The sequence below is a fragment of the Desulfosporosinus sp. Tol-M2 genome, from assembly GCF_059735615.1.
This window is the reverse complement of sequence record NZ_JCAIJG010000204.1, coordinates 1-9,776: the sequence shown is the minus strand read 5'-3', so window position 1 is coordinate 9,776 and position 9,776 is coordinate 1. Positions and strand designations below refer to the sequence as shown.

Annotated in this window: 8 protein-coding genes and 1 tRNA gene; all 9 read left to right on the top strand. The window is 44.8% G+C overall.

All coding sequences use genetic code 11. The annotated features are described in order from the left end of the window. The coding region (locus AC6I5A_RS15070; RefSeq protein WP_034617924.1) for an NAD(P)/FAD-dependent oxidoreductase at positions 1 to 377 on the top strand (377 nt) is incomplete at its 5' end. Between the two features lie 3 nt (positions 378 to 380). Further along, positions 381 to 1,160 (top strand): nickel pincer cofactor biosynthesis protein LarB, encoded by a 780-nt coding sequence (larB, locus tag AC6I5A_RS15065; protein ID WP_034617923.1) that lies wholly within the window; start codon positions 381 to 383, stop codon positions 1,158 to 1,160. Beyond that, positions 1,157 to 1,876, top strand: coding sequence for a nickel pincer cofactor biosynthesis protein LarC (gene larC, locus AC6I5A_RS15060; protein ID WP_034617922.1), 720 nt, complete (start codon positions 1,157 to 1,159; stop codon positions 1,874 to 1,876). The genes larB and larC overlap by 4 nt, the downstream gene beginning before the upstream one ends. Positions 1,877 to 1,889: 13 nt before the next feature. After that, a complete protein-coding gene (locus tag AC6I5A_RS15055) occupies positions 1,890 to 2,858 on the top strand; it encodes a rhomboid family intramembrane serine protease (protein ID WP_034617921.1) in 969 nt (322 codons plus the stop codon). 230 nt (positions 2,859 to 3,088) lie between these two features. Beyond that, the gene (locus tag AC6I5A_RS15050) at positions 3,089 to 5,116 is read left to right on the top strand and encodes a penicillin-binding protein (protein WP_034617920.1); all 2,028 of its coding nucleotides are present in this window, start codon (positions 3,089 to 3,091) and stop codon (positions 5,114 to 5,116) included. Between the two features lie 64 nt (positions 5,117 to 5,180). Beyond that, a complete protein-coding gene (gene pepV, locus AC6I5A_RS15045) occupies positions 5,181 to 6,587 on the top strand; it encodes a dipeptidase PepV (protein WP_034617919.1) in 1,407 nt (468 codons plus the stop codon). Positions 6,588 to 6,665: 78 nt separating this feature from the next. Further along, positions 6,666 to 6,741 (top strand) — tRNA-Lys (locus tag AC6I5A_RS15040). A gap of 602 nt (positions 6,742 to 7,343) precedes the next feature. Further along, entirely contained in the window at positions 7,344 to 8,354 is a 1,011-nt protein-coding gene (gap, locus tag AC6I5A_RS15035; protein WP_034617918.1) for a type I glyceraldehyde-3-phosphate dehydrogenase, read from the top strand. Positions 8,355 to 8,372: 18 nt separating this feature from the next. After that, a partial coding sequence (gene pyk / locus AC6I5A_RS15030; RefSeq protein WP_034617917.1) for a pyruvate kinase occupies positions 8,373 to 9,776 on the top strand: 1,404 nt, incomplete at its 3' end.

Here is a 9,776-nt window from a genome sequence, read left to right as displayed (position 1 = left end):
CAAAAGATAACCCAAAAATACGTTTTGAGCTGAATACCATAATCGAGGAAATCCTTGGGTCTGATCGTTTGGAAGGTGTTCGCATACATGATATACTCAGCGGAGAAACACGTGAAATCCCGGCAGATGGCGTTTTTATCTACGTTGGCACAGCTCCTAACGTTCAATTTATCAAAGGAGAAATTGCGGCGGACGAGCGGGGTTATATTCTGACCAATCCTCTCTTGCAAACTAATATCGAAGGCGTTTATGCCGCCGGAGATATCCGCAACACTCCTTTGCGACAAGTATCCACGGCAGTTGGAGATGGCGCTTTGGCCGCGGTAGAAGTGGAAAAGTTTCTTACGAAAAAATTCCCCCATCCAGCAGGAGGATAAGGCATGAATGAAGAGACCATAAAGGCCCTCCTTGAATCTGTTCAGCAAGGGGCATACTCCCCCGATGAAGCGTTACTTCAATTAAAAGATCTTTCCTATGAAGATCTGGGGTATGCACGGTTAGATCATCATCGAACGCTGCGCACGGGACAATCAGAAGTGATTTTTTGTCAGGGAAAACAACCTGACCATATTATTTCAATTTTAAAGCACTTGGGTGCCAAGGCTAAAAACGTGTTGGGCACCCGTCTCGACCCTAAAAATGCAGAAATAATTTTAGCCCATTTTCCAGGTGCTCAATATGATTTGCAGGCCCGCTGTCTCCTTCTTCGTCCCTTAGAGGATCCCACCATTTCCGGTAGGATCCTCATTATAACAGCTGGGACTGCCGATTTGCCTGTGGCTCAAGAAGCCTGGCTGACGGCTCGCTATATGGGACACGAGGTTGATACGCTGTATGATGTTGGTGTCGCCGGTATACACCGTCTGTTCGATCAGAGAAAGTTCATGGAACGCGCCGAAGTGCTTATAGTTATTGCCGGAATGGAAGGCGCCCTGGCCAGTGTCGTCGGAGGACTAGTCGAACAACCTGTTATCGCTGTACCAACAAGTGTGGGTTATGGTGCTCACTTTCAAGGACTAGCCGCCTTACTTAGTATGTTAAACGGTTGCGCTTCCGGAGTCGGAGTCGTTAATATTGATAACGGCTTTGGGGCAGCTTCTTTAGCCTCGGCAATTGTGCGCCTTATTTCGCGAAAAAGACCGGGAGGAGTATTGGCTTGAGAATTTTATATTGGGATACGTTCGCCGGCATAAGCGGCGACATGGCTCTAGGGTCGCTGCTTGCTTTAGGCGCTGATCCAAAAAAAATTGTCAATCAACTTCATTCCATCGGACTGACAGAATTTGTCCTTGATATCCGTTCGCGCCAAATCCATGGCATTCAAGCGACCGACATCGAAGTTAATATTCAAAATAAAGATCATCAACATCATCAGCGAAGTCTCCAGGATATCGAAAACATGATCCTTCTTGGTACCTTGTCAGAACGATCTCAAAAGAGCGCTCTTTTAGTCTTTAATGTTTTAGCTGAGGCAGAGGCTCATGTTCACGGGACAACGCTTGACCAAGTTCATTTTCACGAAGTGGGGGCAGTTGATTCCCTTGTCGATATTGTGGGAACCTGTATCGCTCTGGATCAGTTAGACATTGACTTAATTCGAGTCTCTACGCTTCCTTGGTCACATGGTTTTGTGCACTGTGCTCATGGAATATTGCCGTTACCCGCTCCGGCGACACTTATGCTCTTGCGTGGCTATAAATGCCATGAATCAGGAATTACGGGTGAACTCATTACCCCGACTGGTGCAGCACTTATCCGTGCCTTAGCTGGGCAGTCAACTTTTCCGGAGATGACTTTGCTCAATGTGGGGTATGGAGCCGGAAAAAATGATTACGGCATACCAAGTTTGTTACGAGGGGTTCTTGGGGAGACCTAATAGAGGTGATCATATGTTCGAACAGATTACTCATAGTCTCAGAGAATCTGGCTGGAGGCTGGGATCCTTAGAAGGTAACTGGGTTAGTGCAACTCACGAGTCGCTGAATCGTGGACTTGTATTAGGTAAATTCAATGAACTTCCCGATGAATTTAAGCAGTGGCTTCGTCCCTATACAAATATTTCCAGGTGGGACGTTATTGTTTTTTGCCCCGAAGGGGTTGATTCTTCACATTTAACACAACACCGTTTTCCTGATATCCAACTTTGGTACTGGGATATCCAACTGGGTAACATATTTCCTTTTCCTCCATCCAACGATCAGTTGATTCCCCATTGGTTAAAGCAACTGGCTGGAGGAACGCCAGTTTTTCCAGGGGAGGAATCCCAAATAACAAGATCTTTTAAACCGTTTATAACGAATACTTTTATAGGCATAAACTTGATATATTTTCTACTAATGGTTATTGCCGGACTGGATCTGTTTCCAAATCCTATCACCGGTTCGAACGATCAACGTGTTCTTATCGAATTTGGAGCTAAAGTTAACACCTTGATTCTGGACGGTGAACTCTGGCGTTTCTTAGCATGTACATTTATTCATATTGGCATTATCCACCTCGCCTTTAATCTTTATGCCTTGTGGGCATTAGGTCCTTTAACCGAAGAAATCCTGGGGCATCGACGGTTTTTTATGATTTACATCTTGAGCGGTCTCGGAGGATCAATTGCCAGCTTTATATTTTCTCCTGCCCTTTCTGCTGGAGCCTCCGGAGCGATCTTTGGACTTTTAGGAGCGCTTTTGTATTACAGTATTAAAAGGCCAACACTTTGGAAGACCGGCTTGGGAATGAATCTGGTTGTTGTGATTTTGGTTAATTTCGGATTTGGCTTCGTCCAACCAGGAATTGATAACTTTGCGCATCTGGGAGGATTTATTACCGGTACAATAACCTGTGTTCTTCTATCAAAAACGAGCTAAGCGAAAAAGAAACTTCCTCTTTATATTCCTATTTTTCCCAGCATAATCCTTCCCTTTCTAAGGACAAAATACAATCAAGAGCTTGCGATTTCTTAGCGAGGTGGCTATTTAATAATTGCCATCGATAGTTAAGAAAGCGTGAGCTCTATTTGGTAAAATATTCGAGTTAAAAAGGAGTTGGAAGAAGGCCATAAAATGCTATAATATAGAAAGGAGAGAAGAGTGATGCTTTGAAAAAAAGAAGTAAACGCACAATTAGTTATTTTTCACGTGATCGGTGGGTTCATTTGATTTTGCTTTTGGCGGTCACCCTGGTGTTAGCCAGGCTCGTGACACTTCAAATCGTTCAAGCTGCTGATCTCAAGGCTAAAGGGATTGAGCGTCGGACCAGTGATAAAAGCCTGCGACCGGAAAGAGGCATCATTTTTGATACTCAAGGCAATGTCTTAGCTCAAAGCATCCCGGTTAAAGAAATCTATGCAAATCCCAACATGTTGAGTGATTTAATTGTCAAAAAGCAATTCAAAAAAACGAAAGAAGATGTTGCCAATGAGCTTGGCAGCATCTTAGACATAAAACCACAGGACATACTCGATAAACTCAATAAGAATAAATCCTGGATTAGCTTAGCTCATCAAGTGGACATAAATAAAACAGATGAAATCATGGCCCTTAAAATCCCCGGGGTCGGTTTAAATGAAGAGGAAAAACGTGTCTATCCTATGGGGAATTTTGCGGCCTCTGTACTCGGGATCGTAAATCAAGCCGGTCATGGCGTGGAAGGCATTGAATCCTATTATGATAAAGAATTGTTCGGCAAACCCGGTTTTCAGTCTCAGGAACAAGATACCCGAGCACGTTCCATCCTGGATGCCCTTCTTCAGGGTGATCCTTCACGCCCAGGAAACTCCATCACTTTAACCTTAGATTCAACGATTCAATATTTAGTTGAACAGCAACTGGATAATTTACAGCAAACCACCAAAGCCAATAGCGTAACGATTTTAGCCATGGATCCGAAGACCGGACGTATTTTGGGCATGGGATCCCGTCCCACATTTGATCCCACGGATTACTCTGAAGTCACACCTGAAACTCGCCGCAACCTCGCTATCGGTATGTCTTATGAACCAGGATCAGTCTTCAAGATAATTACCGGATCGGCCGCTTTGGAAGAGGGGGTTGTCCACCCGAATGATACGTTTTCTGACCCCGGCTACCTACGAATTCCGCCTCGGATAATTACCAACTGGGACTCGGACCAAAAGCCGCATGGTAACCCTACGTTTACAAAAGGGATGCAGTTGTCTTCCAATGTTGTTTTGGCGCAGGTTGGGATGAGCTTGCGTAAAGAGTCCTTTTATACTTACTTAAAAGCTTTCGGATTTGGCTCAAAAACAGGGATTGATATTGCAGGTGAAGAAAGTGGCTTACTCCTTCCCCAAGATAAAGTCCGCGATATTGATCTCGCAACTATGTCTTTTGGCCAGTCCAATTCAGTTACCCCGATCCAGTTATTATCCGCCATTTCCGCGGTGGCCAATGGGGGGACACTTTATCGCCCATATATAGTTGACAAAATAACGACGCCTGATGGTCAACTCGTTGAACAACAAAAACCAACCCCCGTACGCCAGGTAATCACTAAAACAACCGCACAGCAAATGACAGAAATCCTTGAACAGGTCGTAGCTGATGGAACTGGGCAACTCGCCAAAATCCCAGGTATTAATGTTGCAGGTAAAACGGGAACTGCCCAAAAAGTAGACCCTCAGACTGGGCAATATTCGCCCACAGACTTCATTGCCTCATTCGCCGCTTACGCCCCCGCGGAGGATCCGAAAATTGCAGTGCTGGTAATTATAGATTCGCCAAAAGAAGGCGGCAGCCATCAAGGAGGATTCTTAGGCGGACCTAGAGCTAAAGCCATTATTGAGGGGGCCATGCAATACTATGGCCTTCCTGTAGCCAAAGATACTGAAAGCACCGTAACAATTTCACCCGGCAATTCAGCTGTTAGACCCTCACCCAAACCGGTAACCCCTGAACGTTCACCTGTAGGCGGGGAAGTTATAGTTCCTGATCTAACCGGAATGACCATGCGCCAGGTTGGGGATACATTGGCAAAGTCTGAATTGCACTTCAATTTTACCGGGAGTGGCTTAGTCAATCGACAATCACCCCAAGCAGGAAAAGTCGTGGTCAAAGGTACAACCATCGAAGTGAATTTTTCTACTTTAACCGCCGAGAATTCATAGTAATACATTACTTAATCCGGGTATGCTAGAGTTAATTGCGATTAGAATAATCGGAGGAAGAAAGATGCGTCTTGACCAACAGATTGACTTGATGAAAGAAGACTTGCTTGCTGCCATCCAAGCGTGTACCCGGATAAAGAGTGTCAAGGATATTGAACATGCCGCACCTGGTGCCCCTTTTGGTCCTGGAATTCAAAAGGCCTTGGAGTGGATTTTGGCATTAGGAGAAAAATTTGGCTTTACCATTAAGAATGTTGACGGGTACGCCGGTTATATTGAAATGGGCAAGGGGGACCTTTTAGGGATCCTGGGCCATATTGATGTCGTCCCGGAAGGGGATGGCTGGTCAGTCCCTCCCTATAGTGCGACGATTAAAGACGGTAAAATACTGGGTCGGGGGGCATTAGATGACAAAGGACCGTCGTTAATGGTTCTCTTCGCCATGAAAGCGATAAAAGATGCAAATATTCCCTTAAATATGAGAGTTCGCCTGATTTTAGGTACCGATGAGGAGTCTGATTGGGCGGATATGGATTATTATTCTACAAAAGAGGAAGTACCCCAGATCGGATTTGCGCCAGACGCCGAGTTTCCGGTGATCCATGCGGAAAAGGGGATTCTTCATCTCGAATTGAGTAAATCCCATGCGACATCTTTTCCCCATCTTGTCCGAGTCAAGGGTGGAGAACGCGCGAACATCGTTCCTGATCTTTGCGAAGTTACCGTCAAGGGGATCGCTGACGATGTCATTGCAAAGAAATTGAACGACTTCTCTTTTCCAAAGGGCGTTAGTTGTAAGCTTCATAACCAAGATCATCATGAACAGGAAATTAAACTTACCTTTAGGGGAGTCGGGGCCCATGGGAGTCTCCCGCAAAACGGTAAAAATGCGATTTTATACACTTTACAATTCCTTCGCACGTTACCTCTTGCCCACGAAGAACAACACATTCTTGATTTTATATTGACGTACCCAGGCGCTGGATTTATGGGAGAAGGTTTCGGAATCGCCTTAAGTGATGAACCCTCTGGTAAACTATCTCTTAATCTAGGTATTTTAGAAATGACTTCCGACAAAGTTCGCTTCGTCATCGATATCCGCTACCCAGTTACGTTTAAGCTGGATGATGTTTTTCTCCCGATCAAAAAAATAGCCCAGAGTGAAAAACTTGGCCTTAAAGTATTAACCCATCAAGAAGCGCATCATGTCCCCAAAGACAGTGCTTTAGTTCAATCTTTGCTCAAAGCCTATGCCGATGTTACCGGGCTAGAACCCTTTGCCTTTGCCATTGGTGGGGGAACGTATGCAAAAGCACTCCCCCAAGGGGTCGCCTTTGGACCTGTTTTTCCTGGTGAACCTGAAATGGTTCATTGTGCCGATGAATACATATCGATCGATAACCTCCTCATAACGACCAAAGTGTACGCCCAAGCTATTCTGAACTTAGCTGCTGACCCGGAGAACCGATAGAACCTAGGCTAGGGTGTAACAAATATTTTGAGCTTGACTATTTAATGTTTTATGGGTATACTATCAATTGTTGTAATTGCGCCACTAGCTCAGCTGGTAGAGCATCCGACTCTTAATCGGCAGGTCCCCGGTTCAAATCCGTGGTGGCGCACCAAAAAGACATTACTCCCGCAAGCGATTGCGGGTTTTTATTTTTATACAGTGAATGCATAAAAGCGGACTTTGGGGACATTTTGGGCGAGCGGCAATGCGTCATATTGCGGGAGTCGAAGAACAGCCTATTATGTAATTTGAAGATTTAAGGTATATGAATTATTATTACCGGGAAAACTAGGTTCGTTATATTTTAGGATTGAAAAGGAAGGATATATATGGGCGCCCACAAAAAAGTTTCACGAGCAAAATCCCCGTTAACCATAAAAGATCCGCATTATACGGAATTTGACACGCAGAAAGAGCGAAATATTCAGAAACCTTTACCACGTATTACGCCGTAAGAAAAGAGGGTTATGGAAAGCAAAAAGTCTGTAAAAACCAGCACCGGGATCGACAATAATTTTTGATCAATCTTTTAACTTGCAAAGCCATGATTTGCAAGTTTTCCTCTTCTTTAGCGAACCATATCAAGTAATATTGGTAATAATTATGAATAAACATTCACAAAGAAGGGATTTGTTTGTTTGTACAGAAAGAAGATTAGGAAAATGTTTTTATGCTCTGTTTGGCTTACCGGATTATTAAAAGGAGGTTGTCCCAATGAGTTTAAAAGTAGCTATTAATGGTTTTGGTAGAATTGGTCGTCTTACACTTCGTGCCGCCCTAAATCAATCTCTTCCTTTCGAAGTAGTAGCCGTCAATGACTTGGCTAGTCCTGACATATTAGCCCATTTGTTCAAGTATGATTCAATTCACGGGGTTCTTCCTAATTCCGTGGAACTTGATGGACGTACAATGATTATTGACGGGAAACGGATTGAGGTACTTGCAGAAAAAAATCCTCTGGATTTGCCTTGGAGCAAACTCGGCGTAGATATCGTCATCGAGTCAACCGGTCGTTATACAAACCGTGACGCTGCAGCACAACACCTTACTGCAGGAGCTAAGAAAGTCGTCATTTCTGCTCCGGCTAAAAATGAAGATATTACGATTGTCATGGGAGTAAACGACGATAAATATGATCCGCTGAAGCACCATATTATTTCTAATGCTTCCTGTACAACAAACTGTCTTGCTCCAGTAGCTCGGGTTTTACTCGATGCTTTTGGGATAGAACAAGGGATGATGACAACGACTCATTCAGTCACAAATGACCAAAGGATCTTAGACTTTGAACACTCAGATTGGCGTCGATCCAGGGCAGCTTATCAATCCATGATCCCCACGACCACGGGTGCGGCCAAAGCGGTTACTCTTGTCATCCCCGAATTGACAGGTAAAATGAATGGACTTGCTGTCCGGGTTCCTACACCGAATGTTTCCTTGGTTGATTTTGTCGCCAATTTTACCAAGCCAGCTACTAAAGAAGAAGTCAACGCTGCCCTGCATCAAGCAGCGGATGGTAAACTAAAGGGAATCCTCGAGTATACTGAGTTACCCCTTGTTTCCCATGATTTTAATGGTAATCCGGCCAGTTCCATAGTCGATGGTTTGTCGACCATGATGATGGGAGATCGGATGGTTAAAGTACTGGCCTGGTATGATAACGAATGGGGCTATTCAAACCGCATTTTAGATTTAGTGAAGCTTATTGTAATGAAGGGCTTGTAAATCAGGAGGGTGTACCCCATGAGAAGGACTAAAATTGTCTGTACTATTGGTCCTGCCAGTGAGTCCAGGGAAAAGGTTCAAGCTCTTCTAGCAGCAGGCATGGATGTTGCACGACTAAATTTTTCACACGGAACACATGAGGAACACGGCCGAAGAATCGCAATTCTCAAAGAGGAAGCTGCCAAAATAGGTAAGCATTTGGGGATTCTTCTTGACACTAAAGGACCGGAAGTTCGCACTGGAAGGGCTCCTGAAGAGGGTATTACGCTTGAAAACGGAGCTGTATTTAGTCTGGATACAGATCCCGGCCTCGGTAATCAGCAACGGATAGGGATAACTTATACCGACCTATGGCGAAAAGTGAAACTTGGCAGCCATATTCTCATTGATGATGGTCAACTTGATTTAGAAGTCACCTCAGTGGACAGCAAAATTATCCGAACTGTTATTCGTAACGGTGGGCTTCTTATGTCGCAAAAAGGGGTTAATGTTCCAGGCGCACTTATCGGCTTACCCTCTGTCACAGAAAGGGATATAGAGGATATTCGCTTTGGTATTTCCCAAGGGATTGACTTTATCGCCGCCTCCTTTACCCGTAAAGCCCTAAATATTTTGAACGTGCGTAGGGTTGTTGAAGAAATGGCTGCCGATGTCCAGATCATCGCCAAGATCGAAAGTCAGGAAGGACTGAATAATTTAGATGCTATCCTTGAAGTAGCCGATGGGCTTATGGTTGCCCGCGGCGACCTTGGGGTTGAAATTCCGGTTGAAGAAGTCCCCATCAGGCAAAAGGAAATGATTCGTAAGTGCAATTTACTTGGCAAACCCGTTATTGTTGCAACTCAGATGTTGGATTCGATGATCCGGCAACCTCGACCCACTCGAGCAGAGGCAAGTGATGTTGCAAACGCTATTTTGGATGGAACGGATGCCATTATGTTATCTGGTGAAACAGCAGCTGGTCTTTTCCCCGTTGAAGCCGTTCAGATGATGGATAAAATAGCTAAACGAACTGAACAGACCCGTTCAGATAATCAGTTAACCCGCTATCCTCAGCGTAATGTAGCAGGAGCGATTAGTTTCGCCAGCTATACCATAGCGAAAGACCTCGAAGCCGCTGTTATCCTCACGCCGACACATTCGGGGTTGACTGCGCGGCTGATCTCCAAGTATCGGCCCAACGCCCTGATTGTCGCCGCAACCCCTTTTGCGGCCACGGCAAGAAAATTAGCTCTCCTTTGGGGTGTTCAACCTTTGCTTGTCCCTCAAAGTTCAGGAACGGACGAAACGTTATCAGTGGCTGTGAATACATCCTTAACTAAAAACTTCATCCATGCCGAAGATGTCGTGGTGATCACAGCGGGCGTTCCAATTGGTAAAGTCGGCTCCACAAATATGATTAAAGTTCAAATCATGGGAAAG